1 protein-coding gene is annotated in these 263 nt (G+C 39.2%); it reads right to left on the reverse strand.

Going from position 1 to position 263, the window contains the following annotated elements; translation table 11 throughout:
• Positions 1 to 263 (reverse strand): hypothetical protein (locus SB775_RS30650; RefSeq protein WP_410865031.1); only part of this gene is annotated, 263 nt, incomplete at both ends.

The following is a 263-nucleotide window of genomic DNA, read 5'->3' on the forward strand; positions in this document are numbered from 1 at the left end:
TAAATAGTTTCCTCCCCAAACAAGTTCTGCGTAAAGAATAGTACTACCAGCAGGGATATTTAAAATAGCGGTAGAACTATTTTGTGTATAGTTTAATGTTGTACCAGCAGGAAAAGTCGTTACTTGTAAAGCAGTATTCGTAGTTACGAATGCACCAATTGCCCCGATTGTACCAGCACGGTTTTGATTACTAATTTTACTTAACCCGAGTGTATTACCTGTAATTGCGAGTGCGCCGTTAGTGGTGGTAGAAAATCGATTCG

Source organism: Peribacillus sp. SIMBA_075, from assembly GCF_046534585.1.